Below are 22,506 nucleotides of genomic sequence, written 5' to 3'. Positions count from 1 at the left end.
CGGACAGTAGAAAAATTGAGGGTTCATCGCCGGTCTTGCGATCGGCGGTGCTCAATTGAATCACGTATATCATTTCGTTGTAGCCAATTATTAAATCGATAATTGGCTACAACATTTAATTTTACCATATCTGATGCCGAGTAATTCTACAACCGAAAATCAACATATTAGTTCTGAACAGTGGGCTGGAAAAGTATCTAACCACAGGCAGCTGGGAGGTATCGAAACGGCGGTACTGGACAACGGCCACGGGCATGGAATCCGTGTGGCACGGGTTGACACCGGCGCCGGGTTGCGATTTAACGTAGTGCTGGACCGCGCGATGGATATCGCCGAGGCGTTTTATAACGAGTACAGCCTGTCTTGGCTGAGTCATTCGGGAACAACACCGGCCAATCCGGCGGCTACTGAAGGAATCAAATGGCTCGATTCATTTCCCGGCGGTTTGGTCACCACCTGCGGGCTGACACATGTCGGCGGACCGGAAGAGGACGAGCATGGAAAACGGGGGCTGCACGATCGTATAAGCAATATACCCGCTACGATAGAGTCGGTGATACAGCCGGATCTTGTAAATAAAAACCTGGAGATGAGCATTACCGGCAAGATGCTGCAATCCTCGGTCTTCGGTCCCCATCTGGAATTGAAAAGGACGATATCTGCTACGCTCGGAAAAGCGGCGATTGCGATACACGACGAAGTGACGAATGTGGGCAATACCCCCGCACCCCATATGTTGTTGTATCATGTGAATTTTGGCTGGCCCCTGGTGGATGAAGGCGCCGAGATCGTATGGGAGGGCAAATGGAAATCCCGCGATGAGGAGAGCAGTAAAATTTTTAATGAAGGAACCGATTTTAAGCGCTGTCCGCCCCCGATGGACGCTCACAGCGGACCCGGCGAGGCGGCCGCCTTCCTCGACCTGGATGCCGATGAAGCGGGGATCTGCCACTGCGGGATCAGGAATTCCACCATTGGGCTGGATCTGGAGCTGTCATTTCCCAAATCCCAGATGCCGTGGGTGACCAACTGGCAGCACTGGGGACGCAACGAATATGTAACGGCCCTGGAACCCGGTACCCATCCGCCGATCGGGCAGTCGACGGCGCGGGAAAACGGGGATCTTATCACACTTGATGTAGGAGAAACCCGGTCGTATGATACGGAAATCCGGATCAATAGAATGTAATTGCAGAATCTATTTCAGAATATCAATATTAACATTTAAATAGTAGTTCAATGAGCAACGATCTGAATATTGCGAAAAAAGCCTTTGATCAAGGCAAAGGAATTTTACGGCTGGCCCCAAACTGGGTACCACGGTCATTTTGTGTGCCTGGTAGACGGATAAAGCTGCACCCGGATGATTATTACGCACTTGGTGGAGAGCGCGGCGGTATCGACGAGCGCTGGTTTTCCTCTACCACCCCGGCTGATAACGGTCCGCTGACCGGCGAGATCGAAGGGTTGAGCGAAGTGGTGTTTGAGGATAACGGCTCCACGGAACGGGTGTTGCTGCGGGATGCCGTTCAGGCCCTGAAGGGAGATCTGATCGGGGACCGTATCTGGGATGAGCATGAATCGTGGCCAATGTATTCGAAGTTTTTTGACAACAAGGGAGCCCTGCCGCACCATGTCCATCACCGGGACGAGCATGCCCGGTTAACCGGCCAGAACGGGAAGCCGGAAGCGTATTACTTCCCTCCCCAGGTTAACAACCACGGCGGCGATTTTCCATATACGTTTTTTGGGCTGAATCCGGGTACGACCAGGGAACAGCTGCTGGAGTGCCTGAAGAATTTTACAGAAGGCGATAACAAGATAACGAACCTCTCCAGCGCCCAGCGCCTGCAACCGGGAACCGGCTGGAACGTACCTCCCGGACTGTTGCACGCACCGGGCAGTCTCTGTACCTACGAACCACAAAAAGCCTCCGATGTATTTGCGATGTATCAATCGCTGGTGGGAGACTCAATCGTTGACGAGGAGCTGCTCTGGAAGGATACTCCGGAAGACCGGAAAGGCGATTTTGATTTTCTTATTGAAGTACTGGACTGGGACCTGAATGTGGATGGAAACCTGCAGGAAAAATGCTACATGGAACCGATTCCGGTACATCCTGTAGAGCAGATGAAACAGGAGGGATATATCGAAAAATGGATCTGCTATAAATCGGAAGCGTTTAGTGCCAAGGAACTGACCGTACTGCCCGGAGAAACGGTTACGATCAAGGACTCCGGCGCCTACGGGATGATCATGATGCAGGGCCACGGTACGATGGGCGAATGGGATATCGAAACGCCCTCCCTTATCCGGTTTGGCCAGCTTACTCACGATGAATATTTCGTAAGCGAACAGGCCGCCAGGGAAGGGGTGAAGATTGTCAACCACTCCAGCACCGATCCCATCGTGATGCTCAAGCATTTCGGGCCGGAAAACCCGGATTTGGATCTGTAACGCACGATATTTCAGCAGTAAGCAAATTGGAAGATCAGGGATACCAGCGCCGGCTTGGCCCAATCCAGGCCGCTGTATCTGTGATCGATGGCATTTTGGTGCAGTCAACCAGTTGGTGGGCTGCACCTTTAATTATGTGTGATATATGGAGGAAGATCCCAACGTTGTACTGCAGATAAAGAACATTTCCAAAGCCTTTGGCGGCGTTCAAGCCCTTGAGAACGTTCATTTCAGGATCCGCGCGGGAGAAGTACACGGCGTGATGGGGGAGAACGGGGCCGGTAAATCGACGCTGATGAATAGCCTGATGGGACTGGTCCAACCAGATGCGGGTCAGATTATTTTCCAGGGAGAGTCGCTGGATCACACCGACGTCAAAAGCGCGCTGGACCGGGGCATATCCATGGTTCACCAGGAGATTATGCCTGTTCCTGAGCTGACCGTCGCCCAGAACATCTTCCTGGGACAAGAAAATACCCGGGCATTTCCGGGCTGGATCGATGAGCAAACGCTGATTAAAAAAGCGCGTCGACAGCTGGAAGAACTCGACGTCGAGATCGACGTAACCCGTCCGATGAAGCAGCTGAGTATTGCCGAGATGCAGATGGTGGAGATCGCCAAGGCACTCTCCAATGATGCAAAAGTTATCATTATGGACGAGCCGACCTCTTCGCTCTCCAACAGGGAGGTGCGGCAGCTGTTCAGCGTAATCCGGGGACAGAAAAAACAGGGCGTCACGGTCATCTACATTTCTCACCGGATGGAGGAGATTTTCCAGATATGTGACCGAATCACTGTATTGAGAGACGGCCGCCATATGGGCACCCATCCCGCAAAAGCCCTTGATGAAGATCAGCTGATCGAGATGATGGTGGGACGGTCCCTTGAAACTGTTTTTCCCGAGAAAAACAGCGAACTCGGAGAGGTCGTGTTTTCTGTGAAAGGATTTAGCAGAGAAGATCGCTACAAAGATATCAATTTCGAGGTTCGGCGCGGAGAGGTACTCGGGCTGGCGGGCCTGATGGGTGCGGGGCGTACCGATATCGTAAAGGCGATTATGGGACTTGAACCCCACGACAAGGGCACAATTGAGCTGCATGGACGGGCGGTGACGATCAATTCTCCCCGGCACGCAATCCGGCGGGGGATCTCCTATGTTACGGAAGACCGGAAAGAGTCTGGCATTATCGGGGATCTGTCAGTCCGGGCCAACCTGACGCTTTCAAATCTGCGTTCTTTCGTTTCAGGAATCCTGATAAATGAGAGGGCGGAGAAAAAAGCCGCCACGGGTATGATAAACAGGCTGAGTATCAAAACGCCCGATATGCATCAGAAAGTACGGTTTTTGAGCGGCGGTAATCAGCAGAAGGTTATCATCGGAAAATCTCTGCTGACAGAGCCGGAGGTGCTCATACTGGATGAGCCGACCCGCGGTATCGACGTAGGGGCTAAATTTGAGATCTACCAGCTGATCGACAAACTGGCAAGAGCGGGAAAAGCTGTTATTTTGATATCTTCGGAACTGCCGGAACTGCTGGGACTGAGTCACCGCATTTTGGTGCTCTCAAGAGGGGAAGTGACGGCAGAACTGCCCGCAGCCGAAGCGACACAGGAAATAATCATGAAATATGCAATAGCAAACAGGTGAAGGAGCGGATGGAGTCAGGTATACAGAGAATTTCAGAAGCGATGGGGAAACGGTCAACATACTCCGAAAAATTGCAGAAATATGGCGTACTAATCGCATTTGTACTCATATGTATCGGCATCTCCGTCATGAGTCCCAATTTCTTGACCGTAACCAACCTTCTAATTGTTGTACGGCAGATTACGATTAACGCGATGCTGGCGTTTGGAGTGACGTTTGTGATTATTTCCGGCGGAATTGATCTCTCCATGGGATCGGTGGTGGCGGTTGCAGGAGTGGTGGCCGCCTCTTTTGCTCATCCGGGAACATATCCGCTTATTGTGCCACTGATGGCCGGACTGGCGGCCGGGGTGCTCATCGGGGCGTTCAACGGTATTGTAATTACGAAGGGAAACGTGCCACCATTCATCGTAACGCTGGGCACGATGACCATCGGCCGGGGACTGGCTTTGATTATCAGTGACGGTCGCCCGATTTCAAACCTTTCGGAATCGTTCGGCTATATCGGCGGGGGAAACCTGTTGGGAATTCCCTTTCCAATCGTGATATTGGGAGTTACCTTTGCCGCCTGCGTGCTGCTTCTGAAAAAAACGGTGCTTGGCCGGTATATCTACGCGGTGGGAGGCAATGAAGAGGCCGCGCGGGCTTCCGGCATCGACGTAAAGAAAATTAAAATAACCGTTTATACCCTTTGTGGCGCACTGTCTGCCGTGGGAGGAATTATCCTGGCTTCCCGTATCAGTACGGGGCAACCCAATGTTGGTGTCGCCTTCGAGCTGGATGCCATTGCGGCGGTGGTGATCGGTGGTACCAGTCTGTCGGGCGGGGTGGGGACGATGACCGGTACGCTGATCGGCGCATTGCTGATCGGGGTAATCGGCAATGGACTTGATTTAATGAATGTTTCTTCCTATTACCAGCAGGTGGTGATGGGATTGATTATCATTGGAGCGGTTCTGCTGGACAACCTGCGGAGAAATAACCTGGACAACTAATTTTTATATCTTGAGATTCATGGCACAAAAGTGTTCTGTTTGCAATTATATGAGTGCGGCAGTGACTATGGCAGTCCTGTCCGGAATGTTGCTGTTATCGGCTTGTAGTCAATCGGGAGATCGGGAAGGCGACGGGCAGCCGGAAATTACCCTCGGGGCGTCGATGCTGAGCATGCAGAATGAATTTGTGGTAAACGTGCGGGATGCGATGGCCACCGAGGCGGAGCAACAGGGGGTTACGCTGCTCGTGAATGATGCCCAACGCTCTGCACTGACACAGCTGGAGCATGTTGAGCGCTTCATCTCACAGGGGGTTGATGCCATCATATTGAATCCGGTGGAGGTGGAGGCCAGCTCTCCGGCAGTAGACCTGGCCCGGCGATCGGGCATCCCGATAATAAATGTGAACTCGGAAACCAGGTCGGAACCTACCGCATTTGTGGGGTCGGACGATGTAAGGGCCGGGGAGATGGCAATGGAATTTATCGCGGAAAGCCTGGGAGGGTCGGGTAACGTGTTGATGCTGCAGGGTTATATGGGGCAGGCCGCCCAGATTAAGCGGGAACAGGGAGCCCAAAATGTGCTGGAGCAGACGCCGGGACTTACATTGCTGGCGTCCCAAACCGCAGAATGGGACCGTGCCGAGGCGATGTCACTGATGGAAAACTGGATACAGTCTTATGGTGACGATATTGACGCGGTGTTTGCCCACAACGATGAAATGGGACTGGGAGCCCTTGAAGCCCTTGAAAATGCCGGGTTGAGCGAGGATGTCATTATCATAAGTATTGACGGCATCCGGGATGCCCTGCAGGCAGTTCGGGATGGACGGCTGGATGCGACGGTATTCCAGGATGCCCGCGGGCAGGGATCAACCGCAGTACAAACGGCGCTAAAGATTATTGCTGAAGATAGTACATACCAAGAAGAGGTGCTAATACCGTTTCAAACGGTAACCCGGGAAAATGTCGACCAATTTTTACAGGAATGAGTCGCACGGATTTTGGAGAAGTATGAATCAAAATTCGTGAGGTGAATGATGAAGAGATGTCCGAAAAAGTGGGATTGTAGCCTGTTGGCGATTTTCCCGTAAACACTAATGCAAACCAACCATTTAATTTTCAAAAATAATTACCAATGAAATATTCAATATTTGCTGCCACAATAATGGCACTGGTCCTAAATTATACACCGATCTCCCTAACGGGAAGTTCGACCCCGGAGGAAACAGTAAATATAAACGAGGAAGACACCGACACTATGGATGAAAAACTGTTACGCCATGTGGTACTGCTCAAGTTTAAGGAGAGCGCCACGGAGCAGGAGATAGCAAAAGTTGAAAAAGCGTTTTCCGCCCTGCCGGACAAGATTTCTGCCATCAAGGGATATGAGTGGGGTACGAACAACAGTCCCGAAGGGCTTGACAAGGGATTCACCCACTGTTTCCTGGTAACATTCGAAAGTGAAGAGGATCGCGCCACCTACTTGCCACACCCCGACCACAAGGCTTTTGTCGATATTCTGGAGCCTCATATGGAGGATGCACTCGTAATTGACTACTGGGCGCAGGAAAATTGATTAATCTTGCCGGGATTATGCTCTATTCAATGGGAGTGCTGAATAGATGGAAGCACTGAAAAATAAAGAGCGCGGGCGTTATCGCCAGCGCTCTTTATCTATAAGAGGGTACGATTGGTAACTATTCAACCACGATCGTCCCTTTCATGCCCGCCGCAAAGTGTCCGGGAAAAGAACAGATGTAGGTATAGCTTCCGGTCTCTTCCGGGACGGTAAATGTGACTTCAACCGTTTCGCCACCGCCGGCAAGGCCTGTGTAGGCAATGATTTGGTCAGTCAATTTGGGGGGGATAAAATCGTTGTTTCTGGCCGTGGCAGCCGCAGAAGCGAAGGCTTTCGCATCCACATCCTGCTTCAGGACGACCACATTATGGGCCATGGCCACCTTGGGAAGATTACTTTCGGTAGTGAGAACAATTTTAATTTCTTCACCGGGCGATGCATTGATCTCCGTTACATCAAATTGCATTTGGTCTGATCCTATTATTTCAATCGTCCTGATCTCCTCTGAAGAATTCTGGGCGTGAAGGGCGATAACGGGAAATAAAAATAAAAGTAGCAGTGAACCGGTTATAGGTAAGAATTTCATTGTGTAATAAGTTAGTTTGTTGGTTTTAGAATGATCAGTGAAGATAGTATTTACAGGATAGTTTCTAAAAAATGTTTCCTGTTAAACGGGTTAAAAAATGGAGATTCTTTTCAGTAGATTTAGGATATGACCAACTCTTTAGATACTGTAGGGATTACAAAAATTGAAATAGCAAGATACGGGGTGGGAAATTTAAATGGAGATTCTGAAGATTCCATAGGTCAATCAGTATTTAATACTGATCCTCGGCCGAAGTTTTTTGTGCTTAAACTCATGCCAACTCACAGACATAACATACCGGAGGGCTTTTGAAAAACCAGGAGTTTCGTAGAAGGCGAAAATGCCGTAATTGAGCAAAACTACGGTTTTGCAAAGCCCTCGAACACACTGAATATCGTACACTCGTAAACAATCATAATGGATTCCGACATGGACAGAAATCATACAAAAATGGGATTTGGGTATCTGCTGATAGTGCTGCTCATTCCTCTTTTTCTTATCGCGAACAATATTCCACATACAGGCATCAACAGTGAACAGGCGCCGTTGACTCAGGAGAGATCAACAGCAGATGAGGATACACTGACAGACAATATTAACACCTTGCCCGGTTTTGAAGTACAGCTGCTGTATGAAGTGCCGCGGGAAGAACAGGGATCCTGGGTTGCGCTGGCTGTGGGACCTGACGGCAACCTGATCGCTTCCGACCAGGAGGATGAGGGGCTGTTCCGTGTAAAAGTTGAGGGTTCAAGAGAAAATCCCGAGGTGACCGTCGAGGAGATGGTGATGCCCGTTTATGGAGCGCAGGGATTGCTATGGCAATTTGATCATCTCTACACCAACCTGAATGGGGAAGGATTGTTCCGGTTGCGAAACACAAAAGGGGACAGTGAGTTTGATGTGATGGAGTACATGGGCGGTCCCAAGTTTGGTGGCGAGCACGGCAACCATTCGGTTATCCCAACGGAAGATGGAGAGGGATTATATATCGTCAATGGAAACCACACTCCGCCTCCTTCGTTGACAGCCAATCGGCTCTCTGGCTGGGAAGAGGATATTCTGTTGCCCCGCAACTGGGATGCCCGCGGTCATGCGCGTGGAATATTTGCGCCCGGAGGGTACATCGTTCGCATCAATCCGGAAGCCACCGAGTGGGAAATGATAAGTATGGGCTATCGAAATACATATGATATAGCCACTAACGCCCACGGTGATCTTTTTGCCTATGATTCCGATATGGAATGGGATATGGGGATGCCCTGGTACCGCCCCACCCGCCTGATTCATTCGGTGAGCGGGAGTGATTACGGCTGGAGAAGCGGCAGTGGTAAATGGAAGCAATATTATGAAGACAGTCTTCCACCCATTGTAAATATCGGCCCGGGTTCTCCGACGGGGCTGCTATTCGGTACGGGCGCCGAGTTCCCGGCCCGATACCAGCGGGCGCTGTTTGGCCTGGACTGGACCTTCGGTACCATGTATGCATTTCACCTGGAACCGGAAGGAGCCAGTTATACGGCTGAAGTAGAAGAGTTTTTGTCGGGAAGTCCACTTCCCCTGACAGATGCCGTGATCGGACCGGACGGGGCCCTCTATTTTGCCACGGGAGGCCGTAATCAGCAGTCGTACCTGTATCGCGTAATCTATACCGGAGATGAATCGACCGCACCCGCTGAGGCGGTGGACAACCCCGAGGCGCAGGAAGCACGTGAAACCCGGCGCATGCTGGAAGCTTATCACGGGCAGCAGGATCCGGAAGCCGTTGAAACGGCATGGCCCTATCTCTCAAACGAAGACCGTTTTATTCGTCATGCAGCCCGGGTCGCGATTGAGGCTCAACCGGTAGATAGCTGGGCCGGAAAAGCGATGGCTGAAATGAATCCGCAGGCGCGCATAACCTCTATGGTGGCACTGGCCCGCACAGGGTCCGAAAGTCACCGGGACGGCGCCATTAAATCACTGCTGGAGCTGAATGTCCATGCCCTCGATGCGGAGCAGAAGCTCGGATATCTGCGGGCGTTGTCACTCATCTTCATGCGGCTCGGCGATCCCAGTGATGAGCAACACGCCAAAATTACGGATCGCCTGCAGGAGGTGTTGCCGGACGACGACCCGCGGGTAAACACAGAGCTTATCCGGGTCCTGGTCTACCTTGAAGACCCACGCGTGATCGGAAAGGCGCTTACGCTGATGCAGAGTGACACCGAGCCGACGCCGCTGAACTGGAATAAAAGCCTGTTGGAGCGGAACGAGCGCTACGGCGGAACGATTAACGACATGATTGAAAATCCGCCGCCTACCAACAAGCTTGAGTATGCGTTTATGCTCAGGAATATGGAAAACGGTTGGACGATAGAGCAACGGCGCGAATACTTTACTTTTATCAATAATGCCTCCGATGCTATGGGGGGTGCCAGCTATACCGGCTTCCTCGAGCGGATGCGCACCGAGGCGCTGGCCAATGCCAGTGAAGAAGAGATTGAAGCCGTATCAGACCTGACGGGGGTCAGCCTTGCACAGGAACCTGATTTCGAGATCCATCCCCCGGAAGGTCCCGGGCGCGAGTGGACGGTTAACGGTGCGCTGGACGCGATCTACGGCGACCAGGAGGGATGGGGACGAGAGATCCAGGGCGAGCTGGATTTCGAACGCGGACGCAGCCTGTTTCACGCAATAGGCTGTGCATCCTGTCACCGGCTCGGTGGTTACGGTGGAAACATCGGTCCCGATCTGAACAGCGTGGCCCGGCGCTTCGGTATCGACGGGGTGATTGAAAAAACGATCAATCCAAACACGCTGATCTCCGACCAGTACAGCAGCTCCGAAGTTACGCTTGAAAATGGAGAATCCGTTACGGGACTGGTCGTCGAAGAGGGAGAAAGCATCAAAATTTATACCCGCGACCCGGACGAACCACCCACGGTTGTGAACAGTTCTGAAGTGGTTTCGATAGAGCCGGTCGATATCTCACAGATGCCGCCGGGCCTGATCAATACGCTGAATCCCGCTGAGCTTCGCGACCTGATGGGATATATTGAATCGGGAGGAAATCCGGAAGACGAGATCTATGAAAGTGAAGAGGAATCGGAGGAGAACACTGAAGAAAGCGCGGAATAATTAAAAAAACTCATTACACATGAGGTAGCAGATAATAGCCCCGCCCGTTCCATCTGCCGGCACTGTTGGCTGCATGGGACGGGCTCTGCTATTTTAGAGAATAAGTAGGCAGGGATATGGAAGCAGTAAAAAAGAATCATTCAATATTCAATCTTATGGAAGAAAATATGATCTCGATGCAGACAGGTACTTCATTATCTAAAAAGCTCTTAACAGTATTGATACTGGGTTTGGTTATGGGTTGTGCACAAGAAGGTCAAGAAGCAGAGCAGGCGGACTCCGAAACAGCTGCCGTGCAGGAAAATGCTGAATCTGGCTTCAAATCCATATTCAACGGTGAAAACCTGGACGGGTGGGAGGGCGATCCCCGTTTGTGGAGCGTTGAAGAGGGCGTTATCGTCGGAGAGACCTCCGAAGAAAATAACATTGAAGAGAATACCTTCCTTATCTGGGAAGAGGGGGAACCGGCTAATTTTGAAGCCCGTTTTGAATATCGTTTTGTTGAAACGGGGGGCGAATTGTCGGGGAATTCCGGTTTCCAGTATCGTTCGGAACGGTTTACAACCGAAGACAAGCCCGATCTTAAGTATAGAGTCCGCGGGAACCAGGGAGATTTTGCAGTCAGCGACTGGATTCCGGGCCTGCACTACGAGGAGAAAAAACGGGGTATCCTGGCACGCCGCGGACAGCGGGTTGTGATCGACAGCGAGGGCGAAAAAGAAGAGGAACGGTTTGCTGAAGAGGCGGAGCTCGGAAAGTACATTGTCCACGACGAGTGGAACAAGTATCACGTGTATGCCAACGGCGACACCATGCGCGCCTCCATCAATAATCAGTTAATGCACGAAGTGATCGATCATTCGGGAGAAAACCTGGAGAAGGGCGTGCTCGCATTTCAGCTGCATGTCGGCCCTCCGATGCGGGTGGAGATTCGAAACGTGGAACTCAAGTTGTTAGACTAGGCCGGGCCGGCAGGTCAAATCCTTGAGTTCTTATAGAAGCCTTTGAAAAACCAGGGATTTTGTCCAGGGCCAACCCCTGAGTGCATTCGAAACCGCAGTTTCTATCCCATTAATGAGGATTTCGAATTTGCAACAATGCCGGGTTTTGCCAAAACAACGGTTTTACAACGGCCTCTGATTTTGTTGGACAGCAATATTGGTCTACAGATGCATAAACCGTAATTTACCAACTTAACTCGAATACATTAATAATGTGTGCGAATTTCAAAGCCTTCTACAATTCTAAATCGGACCCGGGATTTTAAACGGCAGGCTATATGATGGATGGCAGGAAACTTTTGGTGGCACTGTTGGTATTGGTGTGCCTGGGCAGTTGCTCAGGGGAGCAGCAAAAACAGCCTGCACCAAACTCGTCAACCTCGGCCGATAGTGAACCTGTTACCGGTATTTTCAGTAAACTGCCCTCCTCTGAGACCGGGATCACCTTTTCCAACGTTATTGATGAAAGAGACGGAGAAAATGTGCTGGATTTTTCTTTGTTGTATAATGGAGGCGGTGTTGCTATAGCAGATATTAATAATGATGGGCTATCCGATATTTTTTTCACGGGTAATATGGTTTCCAGCAGATTGTATCTGAACAAAGGTGAACTGGAATTTGAAGATATCACAGAATCAGCAGGGATCACGACAGAGAGATGGATTACTGGGGCCTCTATGGTAGATATTGATGGCAACGGTTATATTGATATCTATCTTTCAGTAGCCAGCAGGGAAGAAGACCCGGAAAACCAGAGAGCCAATTTACTCTACTTAAATAATGGGGACAATACATTTACAGAGGCGGCTGTGGAATATGGTATTGCATCTACCCGATTTACAACACATGCAGCTTTTTTAGATTATAATCGGGATGGTTTGTTGGATTTATTTTTGTTGAATCACTCTCCGGGCACATTTTCGAGGGAAATGGGCCAGAGCATTGCCATCTCCCAAAACCCTTCAGCGGATAGCTTGAATATAAGTTTTGATCAGTTATACAGGAATAATGGGAATGGTACCTTTACCGAAGTATCCAGGGAAGCGGGTATCCTGGAAAGAAAGGGATATGGACTCGGGGTAGCTGTAGGAGATCTTAATCGTGATGGATGGCCTGACATATATATATCAAACGATATTGCACCGGACGATGTGCTGTATATGAATAATGGAGACGGAACGTTCACCGATCAATCAAGGTCGTATTTAAAGCATACTACCTATGCCGGGATGGGGGTGGATATAGCTGATTTTAATAACGATGGATGGCCCGATATTTTTCAGACCGGAATGATGCCGGAGGATCTTGAAGAAAGAAAGGGAATGAGTTACGGTACCAGCTTTGAGCAATTTAACAACCTGGTAATTGACCAGGGCTATAACTATTCCTATAACCTCAATGCATTACAGTTGAACAATGGGATCGATCCTTCTGGACATCTCAAATTTAGTGAAGTGGCTCGTATAGCTGGAGTGGCATACACCGACTGGAGCTGGGCAACACTCTTTGGTGATTATGACAATGATGGCCATAAAGATCTCATGGTAACGAATGGGTATCCGAAAGCGACCAACGATTTCGATTTCATCGTCGAAATGCACAATACATCAGACCAAGACAAACGATCCCAGGTTTTAGAAAATCTAAAGAATATTCGGATACCCAACTATCTGTTTCAAAACAATGGTACAATGCAGTTCAGTGATGTAACCAAATCTTGGGGCTTTGGTGATTCCACCTATTCTTATGGAGCGGCCCATGGCGACCTGGATAACGATGGTGATCTTGAACTGATAATTAACAATCTGAATGAACCCGCCTCGATTTACAAGAATAATACCATAGAACAATCCGGTAATCATTACCTGACTATTCAATTGAATGGGCCAAGACAAAATAGTATAGGGATTGGAACGGAGGTTGTTATCACATTAGGAGAAGAAAAACAGTATTTGTACCAATCGCCTTACCGTGGATACCAGTCATCTGTTGATACTCGTCTTCATTTCGGATTAGAGAAAGAGAACCTTATTGATTCACTTGAAGTGTTTTGGCCGGATGGAAGTTATCAGTTGTTGACCGGGATAGAGGCAAATCAACAATTAACCCTTGATTATAATAACGCATCAGATCCTGGAGATCCTGACAGGCCACTAGAGAATATTGACTATTTATTTAAAGAAGTGACAAGTGAAACGGGTTTGGTCTATGAACACAATGAAAATAATTTTATTGATTACCAGGTACAGCCGTTACTTATGCAGCAAATGTCAAGATTGGGGCCCAGGATAGCTACCGGTGATGTAAATGGTGACGGACTGGAAGATCTATATGTGGGAGGGGCAGCTAATTCGGCCGGCGTATTATATTTGCAGCAGGCACCGGGGCAGTTTGAAGAAGCGAATGACAATCAGCCTTGGTTGGCGGATGCATCTAGCGAAGATATGGGAGCAGTTTTCTTTGATGCAAATGGAGATGGCTCGCTCGATCTGTACGTGGCAAGTGGTGGATATGAATTTTTTTCCCATGAAGATAACATGCTCGACCGCCTATATATCAACACGGGAGAGGGGCGCTTCATTAAAGATGAATCCGCACTCCCCAGAATGTATACGAGCAGTTCAGTGGTAACTCCGGGAGATTTCAACGGGGATGGGTCGATGGACCTATTTGTCGGAGGGAGACTATTCCCCCAAAAGTATCCTTACCCAGCACGAAGTTACCTCCTTCTAAACGAGGGGGGGACTTTTCGGGATGTAACGAAAGATGTGGCTCCCGGTTTAGTTGAACCGGGTATGATTACCGACGCAGAGTGGATAGATTTCAATGGAGACGGTCAGCTAGATCTGGTTATGGCCGGTACCTGGCTCCCGATTCAGTTTTATCAAATGAGTAGCAGTGGCCAGCTGGAGGAAGTAACAGATGAAGTCATAGAACAGCCACTTAGGGGTTGGTGGTATAGCCTGGAAACCGGTGACTTTAACAAGGATGGAAAACCGGACATCGTAGCGGGTAATCTGGGGCTTAATCACACTTTTAGTACCTCAAGAGAACAGAAGTTCGGGCTGTTTGCAAACGATTTTAATAATGATCTGACGACAGATCTAATTTATACTGTACAGAGAGATAGCCTTTACTATCCTTTTTTTGGGAAGGGCAGATTATTGCTTGGGAAACAGAGATTTATACATGAGCAATATCCAACTTTTTCATCAATGAAAGGAGAGTCAATGTCCGATATTTTCGAAGAGCGGGATTTAAATGAATCACTAAAATTTCAGGCTGATACCTTTGCCAGCATGGTGCTCCTGAGTAAAGAAGAAGGCGGGTACTCGATGAATACACTCCCGGATTATGCTCAGATCTCTCCGATTAACGGAATTGTATCAGAAGATGTTGACCAGGACGGAAACCTTGATTTGATTATAGCTGGCAATATTTTTGCCACCCATCCTGATATTTCAAGAGCTGATGCCGGTAATGGGTTATTATTAAAAGGAGATGGAGATGGCAATTTTGAATCCATTCCTCCCTTTAGAAGTGGGTTGTGGGCCTCGGGAGATGTGAAAACTTTGAAAATTATTAATACACCTGAATATAAACTGTTATTGGTTGCCAACAATGATGATAGACTCCAGGTGTTTAGGATTGAATAAATTTAAAAATACCGATTTGGGGTGCCAGCTCTGTTTCACACCTTGCAAAAATAGACGTTATGTATACTGGCTTTGGCCAGATCTATGTTCTGATATACTCCGCAGCAGGTAATGCAGTTCAGGTAGAAAGGTTGGAAAAGTCAGCCTCGTAATCCGCGTTAAGCTTACTCTATAACCAGGATTCGCTGTCGATGCCCAGAACAGGACTAAGCCAATAATGTGATAACCGTTAAAGTTGTTCACAGAGAAAATGTAGCTTGCCCTAAACAGTAAGCTGATTGGTTGGAATATTTTTACGGATGATAAAATTTTGTCGAAGTCGGTTTTAGTGTCATGGATAGTCAGGCTTTTTAAAGCCCCCCCTTTACCTGGTATACCACTAGCTTGAATGGCCCCTTGTATTTAAAGGCTACTCTCTAAACGTGTCGTAAACAAATTAAGTAGGGAAGGTATTGACGGGAAAAAATAATTTTTTTAAAAAGAGTAGTAATTAATAATGGGGCCCTCTATCTATATAGATAATAAGGTTAATTAGGGAAATCTGCTTGCACTTAATAGGATTTAAAAAGTGTAGATTCATTTTAAATAATAACAAATCAAAGGGGTAAGGGGGGGATAAAGGCCTAATCTAATACCGTATTCTTTTTTATATACTATTAACATAAAAAATAGGGAAATAAACATGTTATATATGTTAAATCAATTCAGGATAAGGCTGAAGGCTTTCTGGATGTTGGGGATATCACTGATGTTCTTGACCTCTGTTGCATTTGGCCAGACAGTTACCGGAACAGTCACAGACGCTGAAACCGGTGTCACTATGCCGGGAGTAAATATTTCAGTTCAGGGCACCCAGATTGGTACTTCTAGCGATGCAGATGGTGAGTATTCACTAGATGTACCTTCACTGGACGCTACACTCGTCTTTTCATTTGTGGGGTATGAAACCGTCAATGAACCGATTAACGGTCGTCAAACCGTCAATATAGAAATGACTCCAGCGGCTGTGATGGGTGAAGATGTCGTAGTAGTTGGATATGGTACCCAGCGAAGTGAGGATGTAACTGGATCAGTAGGAGTTGTAGACAATGCAAATATATCGAGTTTGTCTGTAAGCAGTCCGGAACAGGTCCTGCAAGGACAGATTGCCGGAGTTACCGTTCAGAAGACCACGGGTGTTCCCGGGTCTGGAGCTCAGGTTCGGATTCGTGGTGTCAGTAGTGCTGGCTCAGGAGTGGTTCCTCTGTATGTAGTTGATGGTTTTGCGCTGCCGCAACCCAATCCAGACCAAGAACAAGCAGCGAACTACAGGAGCCCGCTCTCTGATATTCCAGCTTCGGATATAGAATCTATTACGGTATTAAAAGATGCTTCTGCTACCGCTATATATGGTTCTCGTGCTTCCAATGGGGTAGTTGTAATTGAAACGAAAGGCGGATCTGCCGGTGCACGACAGGTCAATGTGAATGTCTCTACTTCAGTTTCACAAGATATTGAACGGATGAAATTCGATATGGCCAATGCTGAAGAGTACGCATCCTTTTGGCGTTTTATCTGGGAAGATAGAATGGGTGCAGGTACGCCTTTACCTGATGTGTATGCCAATCCGCAGAACTACAATGATACCGAATGGTTTGAGACCGTCCGCCAGGACAATGCAATAAGTTATGATGCTAACGTTTCTATCAGTGGCGGTAACGAATCCATTCGCTCCTATTTTTCTGCTAATGTTCGTAGCGACCAAGGTGTTATTAAACATACTTCGTTTGACAGGGTAAGCCTTCGTGCGAACCTGGAGGCATCGCTGTCAGACAAACTTACTGTTGGACTAAAACTAGCTCCCAGTTATACGAAAAGAAATCTTCCCGATGTCGCTGAAGAGGGCCGTGGTTCAGTACAAGGTTCTCCTATGATGATGAGTCCTCTTGGACCTGCTTATGTCGACGGTGAACTTACTGTTTATCCTCAGCAACATGTACGAAGTCCGGGAACCTGGCAACATCCGAACCCACTCTACGTACTTGAAAATCTTGATCAAAGCTTTGATGGTATACGAGGAATTGGTACCGCCTTTATGAACTATGAGTTTATGGAAGGGCTGACCGCACGTGCCAGTGGGAACGTGGATTGGGGTCTTTCTACAGAAGAGTACTTCAGGCCATCAACTTTTGGTGGAATTAATAGTAACCCACCGGTAACGCCTATAGGATATATCAACGATTCTAGAGACAACAGCCTGTTGGGTGAAATAACCGTCAACTTTAACAGGGAACTTGGTCCCGGTACATTGGACGCATTAGCAGGATATAGTGTTCAGACTGGATACAGATACACCTCCCAATTTAATGGAGAGTTTCCCGATGATGAGATACGTACATTGAACGTTGCTTCTGATCTTACCGGTAATAGTTTAGAATCAGAGTGGTCAATGATGTCTTGGCTGGGGCGGGCAAACTATAACCTGTTAGACCGGTACATATTTACTGCCACCTTCCGCGCTGACGGTTCTTCACGCTTTGGTAGTGAAAATCGCTGGGGCAATTTCCCTTCAGCTGCGGTTGCATGGAATGTGCACAACGAGGAATTTTTTAATTCCGAGACCTTCGATGAATTGCGTATGCGTGGTTCATACGGATTCAGTGGTAATAACCAAATAGGTAATTACTCTGCGTTGGGAACCGTTGAGCAAGCGGACTATATGTTTAACAATGGCTCGGTTGCAGGTGGACGGAAAATTGTTTCACTTGCCAATCCCAACCTGACGTGGGAGCGTTTAAAGGAGGTTAATGTTGGTGTGGATGCTTCTTTACTGAATTATCGGATGAATCTTACCGTCGAATATTTCAATCGGACTAACTCCGATATGCTTTTGAACCGCAACCTGCCGACAAGTTCCGGATTTGGCTCAGTAACCGAGAACCTGGGTGATATGGAAACCTGGGGGCTTGAGGTTACTCTCAATACTGTTAACGTCGAACGCGATGATTTTTCATGGTTAACAGACCTGAACTGGTCAATGTATCGCAATGAGATTACTTCATTGCCAAATGGAGCTCCAATTTATGGTGCAGGAGCAGAAGGACAGCCTGCCCACATTACACGCGTGGGTGATCCTATGGCGTTACACCTCGGACATGTAGTACCCGATGGATATGCCCTGTACACTCCAGAGCAGATAGCAGATTCCAATGTGCCCAAATATTCAGGAGCGATTCCGGGGAACTTGATATTTTTGGATGTAAATGGGGACGGTCAGATTACCCCTGGTCCACCTCCTGAAGGTGATTTTGCTGTGATTGGTAATCCACATCCCGATTGGACATTTGGAATGGTGAATACCATACGATATAAAAACTGGGATTTCCGTTTTAATGTTACCGGTAGCATAGGCCATGATATCAATCGCAGAGAGTACTTCCGTACTGCTCTTAACATCGATGGATTGTTCAATGTAGCCGCGGATTATGCCAATAATTTCTACCGTTCTGAAGCAGAACCTGGTGATGGAAGGCATCCAACTCCTCTAGGACCGTCAGAGGCTCGTACGCGCTATCGTGGTCAGCATACGCTCAACATTTATGATGGTACGAATGTGTGGGTGCGTAATGTAACGCTCCGGTATAACCTGCCATCTGGATTTGCCGGCACCAAAAACTCTAATGTGTACATGTCGGTGGATAACCCCTGGATCATAACCTCATATCCGGGTAATCCCGAAGCACAGGATAATGGGCAGACCGGAAACCTTTCTCTCGGACGAGATTTTTCTTCTTATCCGCTTGCAACAACGTTTTCATTAGGTCTAGAAATAGGCCTGTAAGAGGGTGTTTTCTAATTGCAAAAAAAATTATGGAATAATCACTATGGAATTATCTAATAAAACTAATAAAGTTCGATACCGAATTCTGAGGGTGTGGCCAGCGGCTGTGATGCTCTGCGCGGTCATGTTCCTTTGGACCGGGTGCGATACAGACAACTATTTAAGTCCGGACCCGGCTTCGTTTACTACCACAGCCAATTATTTTGAACAACCCTCTCACTTTGAGGCGGCCTTAGCAGCTGCTTATACTGATTTGAGAGGAGTGTTGGGACTTGGTGATGGTGTTAACACAAATTTACTGTTGAAAGAGACCCGTGGCTATGCGACCAACCGGATGTTTGATCCCAATCTTCCGGGTATTGATGCCCAGAACGTAATGGGCTGGTTTGTAAACCCCAGTAATACCATACCCGAACAAATTTGGGGGGGATTTTACGAGACGGTCAATACTGCAAACACTGTTATTACCCGAATAGATGATATAGAATGGGAAAATAGCAATCAGCGTGATCGGATCTTGAACGAAGCCAAATTTATTCGTGCTGTATCATATTTCAACCTGGTTCAGCTCTGGAGTGATGTAGACGGCACAGGCGTACCGCTTGTGACGGAGGAGACTTCTTCTCCTGCAGCAGCTCTTGATAAAGTGCGTGCTTCAGAAAGTGAAGTATATGCACAAATTATCAGTGACCTTGAGGATGCTACTTCACTACCCTCTAAAGGTAGCACCGATCTTGGACGTGCTACTGCCGGGGCGGCAAACTTCCTATTGGGTAAAACACGGTTATTAACAGGTGATTATACAGGTGCGATTTCTGCCCTGGAATCATTGGCTGGCGAATATTCGCTTCTGCCACAGGGTGAATATATCGATATCTTTAATCCTGATAATAATTATAACGACGAGTCCATTTTTGAGCTCGAGTACTCAAATAGTGTGGCCGGTCAGCCTGATGCAGATTTTTTGGATATGGTTATTCCTCATCATTACGCTGACAACGGCATTATGCAGGATAATTTTCCCGGTATGCCAACAACGGTAGATGGATCTAACGAGGGGATATATCCTTCATACCAGGTTTGGGATTTCTTTGATACCGCCAATGATGAACGATACACGGATATGTTCTATTGGACAGCTGACCCGTCCAATGCAACATTCGGAGGTGTAGCACACACGCCTTTTTCTGTGTCAAGTGACTCTATTGCCACAATTAAAAAGTACTATTGGCCGAGTCAGATTGCTAGTGACGGTGAACAGGATGGTAATCTTGTAATATTTCGGTATGCTGATGCTTTGTTAGCTTTGGCAGAGGCGCACTGGCAGCGAGGAGATGGGGGCGATGACGTTGCTGCTATTGGGTATATCAATGATATCCGTGAGCGTGCAGGTATGGCTCCTACCAGTATTGCGACACTTGATACCGATTATCCTGTACCATTTATCCTTGAAGGAACCTTTTTGGATAGTGATAATTTGGGCCGAGCTATCTTTATGGAACGGACTGTGGAGCTGTTGGCCGAGGGGCATAGTATAATGGACCTGTTCCGATTTTCACATTATAATGATGGTACGCTCTCCTTTGCTCATGATGTTTTGGTTACCTTCCATGATGATCGTATAGCAAAAGAGGGCAATGTTGAAGGAATTAGCAACATTGATATTTCTTCTCCAGCTGAACTGGTTCTGCCTATACCAGTAGGTGAGATTCAGAATACCCAGGGTCAGATCACACAAAATAGTTTCTATCAATAAGTGATCTAAACCAATAATTAACATGTAGATCTTTTAAAGGGAGGGCTTGCAAAAGCTCTCCCTATTTTTTTACCCAAGACAATTGTTTTAATTGAAATTTTTGATTGAGGAAGCTCATGTATACAAGAATTAATGAAGAGATATCGAAGTTCGCTCATAATATGTTTGCTCATTGCTTCCTTTGGACCATATTGCTTACTGCTGTTGTTGGTTGCGGCGAACCCGATGAGGCAACTCCAGCAGAAGACGGATTTAAGAAAATATTCAACGGAAAAACGCTAGATGGATGGGAAGGTGATCCAACCTACTGGCGTGTCGAAGATGGCGCATTGGTCGGAGAGGTGACCCCCAGTACACTACTTGACCGAAACAGCTTTATCATCTGGCAGGGAGATATGCCATCTGACTTTGAGCTTAAGGTTGAGTACCGGATCTCGGCGGATGGAAACAGCGGAATCAATTACCGGAGTGAACGGGTTGAGGGAGTGCCCTATGCCCTGCGAGGATACCAGGCAGACCTGGACGGCCAGAACCGGTACACCGGGATGAATTATGAAGAGCGCAGGCGTACCACACTGGCGGCGATTGGTGAAAAGGTGATCCTCCCGCCGATGCCCGAAACAGACTCCCTGGAGACCTACATTCAGAATAATCAGTGGACTGCAAGAAATGTCGTTGGCTCTTTGGGAAATGTGGATTCTCTGAAGGCCAATATAAATAATGGCAACTGGAATGAGTACCACATAATAGCAAGGGGAAATCATCTGCAACATTACGTCAATGGCGCGTTGATGAGCGACGCGACCGATCGGGATACGGTTAACCGCCGGTTTGATGGTCGGCTTGGCGTCCAGGTACATGTTGGCCCTCCCATGAAGGTGGAATACCGAAATTTCAGGATTAAGAGGTTGAACTAAATGACAGGGATCTTTGCAGAACCTGCTATTTTGTTGGGAGGGGATTTGCCAACGCCCTTGTAAACGGGAGTTCAACTCCCTCAGAACAAGGAATTAAGGGTTTTGCAACGTCCTCAGATAGTAACTTGTTGAGTGCTTCTAAGTAAGCCATCAAGAGAGGCTTATCCCGCTATTTGTCCTGCTGTATTCGGTAAAAGGAGTAGAAGCCCATCTCTGTCGTCTCTTATACAGTGTAGAGGTAGGTGGGGATTTTGCGATTCCATGTCTTTCCAGAAGATAAATGGGACTTGCCGAATTTTTCGAGATGAACTCATTTGGTTAAGGTGAATGGGATGAGTATCAATAATATGAGTGACAGCGAACTGGTCAAAAAAATTCGGAAGGGTAAGAAACATGCACTTAGAGAAATCTATGAACGATATCATGAGCAGCTCTATTACGTGGCAAAACGCTACCTGAAGGATGAAGCCTTTGCCGAGGACGCAATACAGGATATTTTCCTGAAATTATGGAAAAAGAGGAAAGAGCTGGATCCGGCTCGCTCCATCAAGGGACTGCTTTTTTCCATGTTGAAAAATCATGTTATTGACATGATTCGAAAGAGAAAGACCAGAAATAAAGTCAAAGACGGGTATAAAAAGCTCTCAGAAGATAATCGCCTTCGCAATTCCACTATTGAAGAACTCATCCTGGCCGAATATAAAGACTTGGTGATTCAAGCTCTCAAAAAACTGACCCCCGCTCAACGGAAAGTGTTCAAAATGCGCAGTTTTGAGGGACTTACAAATGCTGAAATAGCTGAAAAAAACAACGTGTCAATCCATACGGTAAAAACACAATATTATCGCAGCTCAAAATTTATTCGGGAATACCTGGGAAAGAGAGACATAATCTAGGAGTCTGTCGGACTCCTAGTCTGCATTCTTCCCAAACTACATTGATTCGTATGCAAGCTGTACCAACAAACACAAC

Annotated in this window: 14 protein-coding genes; 13 read left to right on the top strand and 1 reads right to left on the bottom strand. The window is 47.7% G+C overall.

All coding sequences use genetic code 11. The annotated features are described in order from the left end of the window. The first annotated feature begins 133 nt into the window (after positions 1-133). The 6 genes from ACG2F4_RS04870 to ACG2F4_RS04845 all read left to right on the top strand — a co-directional run bounded on the left by ACG2F4_RS04870 (position 134) and on the right by ACG2F4_RS04845 (position 6,678). Entirely contained in the window at positions 134-1,189 is a 1,056-nt protein-coding gene (locus ACG2F4_RS04870) for an aldose 1-epimerase family protein (RefSeq protein WP_395259088.1), read from the top strand. A 50-nt stretch (positions 1,190-1,239) separates the two neighbouring features. Further along, positions 1,240-2,457: a hypothetical protein gene (locus tag ACG2F4_RS04865; protein ID WP_395259087.1), complete on the top strand. Its 1,218-nt coding sequence runs from the start codon at positions 1,240-1,242 to the stop codon at positions 2,455-2,457. A gap of 145 nt (positions 2,458-2,602) precedes the next feature. Next, positions 2,603-4,105: a sugar ABC transporter ATP-binding protein gene (locus tag ACG2F4_RS04860; RefSeq protein ID WP_395259086.1), complete on the top strand. Its 1,503-nt coding sequence runs from the start codon at positions 2,603-2,605 to the stop codon at positions 4,103-4,105. A gap of 8 nt (positions 4,106-4,113) precedes the next feature. Beyond that, a complete protein-coding gene (locus ACG2F4_RS04855; RefSeq protein ID WP_395259085.1) occupies positions 4,114-5,100 on the top strand; it encodes an ABC transporter permease in 987 nt (328 codons plus the stop codon). A 67-nt stretch (positions 5,101-5,167) separates the two neighbouring features. Next, positions 5,168-6,091, top strand: coding sequence for a sugar ABC transporter substrate-binding protein (locus ACG2F4_RS04850; RefSeq protein WP_395259083.1), 924 nt, complete (start codon positions 5,168-5,170; stop codon positions 6,089-6,091). Positions 6,092-6,237: 146 nt separating this feature from the next. Beyond that, on the top strand, positions 6,238-6,678 hold the full coding sequence (locus ACG2F4_RS04845) for a Dabb family protein (protein WP_395259081.1): 441 nt from the start codon (positions 6,238-6,240) through the stop codon (positions 6,676-6,678). Positions 6,679-6,799: 121 nt separating this feature from the next. On the opposite strand, the gene ACG2F4_RS04840 is transcribed toward ACG2F4_RS04845, so the two are convergent. Continuing rightward, positions 6,800-7,267, bottom strand: coding sequence for a plastocyanin/azurin family copper-binding protein (locus ACG2F4_RS04840; protein ID WP_395259078.1), 468 nt, complete (start codon positions 7,265-7,267; stop codon positions 6,800-6,802). A 429-nt stretch (positions 7,268-7,696) separates the two neighbouring features. On the opposite strand from ACG2F4_RS04840, the gene ACG2F4_RS04835 reads away from it, so the two are divergent. From ACG2F4_RS04835 to ACG2F4_RS04805, 7 genes are all read left to right on the top strand, one after another. Next, a complete protein-coding gene (locus ACG2F4_RS04835; RefSeq protein ID WP_395259075.1) occupies positions 7,697-10,384 on the top strand; it encodes a heme-binding protein in 2,688 nt (895 codons plus the stop codon). 116 nt (positions 10,385-10,500) lie between these two features. After that, positions 10,501-11,346, top strand: a complete 846-nt coding sequence (locus ACG2F4_RS04830; protein WP_395259072.1) for a DUF1080 domain-containing protein — start codon at positions 10,501-10,503, stop codon at positions 11,344-11,346. A gap of 317 nt (positions 11,347-11,663) precedes the next feature. Beyond that, a complete protein-coding gene (locus tag ACG2F4_RS04825; RefSeq protein WP_395259069.1) occupies positions 11,664-15,041 on the top strand; it encodes a VCBS repeat-containing protein in 3,378 nt (1,125 codons plus the stop codon). 691 nt (positions 15,042-15,732) lie between these two features. Further along, positions 15,733-18,861 (top strand): SusC/RagA family TonB-linked outer membrane protein, encoded by a 3,129-nt coding sequence (locus ACG2F4_RS04820; protein ID WP_395259067.1) that lies wholly within the window; start codon positions 15,733-15,735, stop codon positions 18,859-18,861. A gap of 43 nt (positions 18,862-18,904) precedes the next feature. Then, on the top strand, positions 18,905-20,617 hold the full coding sequence (locus ACG2F4_RS04815; protein ID WP_395259065.1) for a RagB/SusD family nutrient uptake outer membrane protein: 1,713 nt from the start codon (positions 18,905-18,907) through the stop codon (positions 20,615-20,617). Between the two features lie 116 nt (positions 20,618-20,733). Beyond that, positions 20,734-21,534 (top strand): DUF1080 domain-containing protein, encoded by an 801-nt coding sequence (locus ACG2F4_RS04810; RefSeq protein ID WP_395259063.1) that lies wholly within the window; start codon positions 20,734-20,736, stop codon positions 21,532-21,534. Between the two features lie 332 nt (positions 21,535-21,866). Continuing rightward, a complete protein-coding gene (locus ACG2F4_RS04805; protein WP_395259060.1) occupies positions 21,867-22,430 on the top strand; it encodes an RNA polymerase sigma factor in 564 nt (187 codons plus the stop codon). The last annotated feature ends 76 nt before the right edge of the window (positions 22,431-22,506 follow it).

It is taken from the genome of Halalkalibaculum sp. DA3122 (assembly GCF_043951865.1).
In the GTDB taxonomy this organism is placed as follows: Bacteria; Bacteroidota; Rhodothermia; order Balneolales; family Balneolaceae; genus JAMQKA01.
Note: the sequence above shows the minus strand (reverse complement) of the source record. Positions and strands in the feature narration are given on the sequence as shown.